The organism is Reinekea sp., assembly GCF_982785585.1.
The window spans coordinates 1-2,688 of record NZ_CEYAVF010000069.1 but is presented as its reverse complement, the minus strand read 5'-3'; the positions used below and the strand labels follow the sequence as shown (position 1 = coordinate 2,688).

General features: G+C 56.0%; 2 protein-coding genes. Both read right to left on the bottom strand.

Going from position 1 to position 2,688, the window contains the following annotated elements; all coding sequences use genetic code 11:
* Positions 1–762 (bottom strand): extracellular solute-binding protein (locus AC4FIC_RS15055; RefSeq protein ID WP_476451695.1); only part of this gene is annotated, 762 nt, incomplete at its 3' end.
* A 129-nt stretch (positions 763–891) separates the two neighbouring features.
* The coding region (locus AC4FIC_RS15050; RefSeq protein WP_476194497.1) for an FAD-linked oxidase C-terminal domain-containing protein at positions 892–2,688 on the bottom strand (1,797 nt) is incomplete at its 5' end.

Genomic DNA, 2,688 nt, shown 5'->3' with positions numbered 1-2,688 from the left:
GGTGCCCTCATCCGGCACGACAAATTCAATATTGTCGTAGCGCTCTTGCAGCACGATCGCATCGGAATTATAGGACATAGCCGCCTTGACCAGCCCTTGATTGAGCAAGTTGTCATCGAAATCTAAGGTCTGATAATAGGCTACGCGCTGTTTCTGGGCACTGAGCAGCGCCAGGGCCTCGGCCAGCTCGGCCGGATCGGTGCTGTTCGGTCCATCACCTTGTGCCAGTAGGGCGATGACCAACAATTCTGAGGCCTGGGGGAGCATTTGAATAAAACCCGTTAAGGCCTCGTTGGGCTCGAACAGGTCGGCCCAGCGGGTCGGTGCGGTGTCGAGCAGGTCAGAGCGATAAGTGATGCCATAGGTCCCCCAGCTGTATGGGATCGCATAGCCCTCTATGCCCGGTACCCGCTGATGCCACAGTTCACCATGTCCGGCTAGGTGAACGAGTCGTTCGGTGGCGATGGGCGCGAGCCAGCCCTGATCGATATAGGTCGGCAGCTTGATATCATCGACCAAAATAAGGTCGAAGCCATTGCCCTGGTTCTCGGCCATGATCTGGTCGCGAACCTCATCGTTATCATAATAGATGGACTGGACCGTGACCTGATGCGTCGCCTCAAACCGGCTGATCAGTTCCGGATCGAAATAGTCCTCCCAGGTTAGGATGCGCAGGGTGTTGGCGTCGGCCCAAGCCCCTGCCGAGAACGACAGGGTGGCCGCCGCGAGGACACAAATGTTGCGCCAAAGTGATGGAGTCATCTATGGATCTCAAGCAATGGGAGTAATAGATAACGATAGTACAAGAAATAGCCTGGGGCTTTATTTAGCGATGATTAGTTGGCTCGGGGGCTGGGCCGGGCCACAGGCCCCAGCCCGATTGAACGCGGATTATTTAAGGCACTGCAGGAGATATTGCAGCGGGTGGCCCAAGGTTTTTTGATGGAGTCGTTTGACCTGGCTGCGACAGGAATAACCGGTACTGAGCAGCATCTCGCTCGGCTGGTTTTCGACCACGGCCTGCCAGGACAGCTTATAGATATTTTCCGAGTTGGTGCGATTGCGCGTTTCATGACCATAGGTGCCGGCCATGCCGCAACAGCCGACCGCCTCGTGGTTCAAGGTTTGGTTGAGCATGGCAAAGATCTCGGTCCAGTCTTTCATCGCCGCCGGGGCATTGGTCTTTTCGGTGCAGTGACCCAAGAGCTTGACTGAGCCTGTATTAAACCGATGCGCCTGAGCGGCTAAGCGCTCCTTGTGCTGCGCCAAAAATTCCTGCACTAGGTAGACCGGTGGCACGGCCAGTTTTACGTACTTAACGTACTCGGCACGGTAACTCAGGGTCATGGAGGGATCGATACCGACCAGGGCAATGCCGGTATTGGCTAAGCGTTGCAGCTTGCGTTGATTGCGTTTTGCAACCCACGCGAACAGATGTAAAAAGCCGTGCACGTGCAGGGGTTTGCCATTGGGCGCATACGGCATGACCCAGACCCTAAAGCCCAACTCCTGCAGGCAGTCGATAATATCCAGTACCACCGGGGTTTCGAAAAAGCTGGTGAAGGCATCCTGAACCAAGATCACCGAACGTTCGCGCTCACTGGCCGACAGGCCATCGAGCAAGATCGGATCGGCAAAGAAAAGTTTGCGTCGGCGCAGTTCACGGCGAAAATTCAGCGAGTGGATCAGCGGACTGTCGACCATGCCAGCGACATCGCGTAGCACCCGCTTAACCGGATTGAGTGACATGGCGGTGTTGTAGAGCCACTTAAAGGGTGCAAAGGCGAGCACCGGGATAATGAATTCCAGGCTACCAATAAAGTAGTCCTTGAGCGGTCGCAGGTAACGGCCATAATAGATCTGCAGGAAGCGGGCGCGGAATTCGGGCACATCGACCTTGATCGGGCACTGGCCGGTACAGGATTTACAGGCCAGACAACCGGCCATCGAGTCGGCCACCTCATGGCTGAAATCGTATTGGCCTTGGCGCTGTTTTAGGCTGTTCCAGGCACGGGGAATAAAATGCAGCAGCGGCACACGGCGCTTTTGCCGCTCGCTCAGTGCGGTGGTATCGACATTCTTTTCGCTCAGCAGACGCAACCATTCACGGATCAGTGATGCTCGGCCCTTGGGCGATTGGCGACGATCCTGGGTGACCTTAAAGGACGGGCACATGGCGTCGTTCGGGTCCCAGTTAAAGCAGGCACCGTTGCCATTGCAGTACATGCCCGAGCCAAACTGGGTCCAGCTCTTGACGGCAATGGTTCGATCCAGCTCGCCGCGGGTGCCAACCTCATCGATGCGCAGCAGCGGGATCTTGTCCTGGTGGGTAGCGATCTTGCCGGGATTGAGCTGATTAAAGGGATCGAAGGCGCGTTTAATTTGCTGCAATTCCGGGTAGAGATCGCCGAAAAAGGTCGGCGAAAATTCCGAGCGCACACCCTTGCCGTGTTCGCCCCAGAGCAGACCATTGTATTTACTGACCAGGGCGACAACCTGATCGGTAATCTGGCGCACCAGCTTGAATTGGGCCTCGTCCTTTAGATCGAGCGCGGGGCGGACATGCAAGACGCCGGCATCGACATGACCAAACATGCCATAACGCAGCTTATGCTTATCGAGGACGGCGCGAAACTCCATAATAAAGTCGGCCAGATTTTCAGGCGGTACCGCCGTGTCTTCGACAAA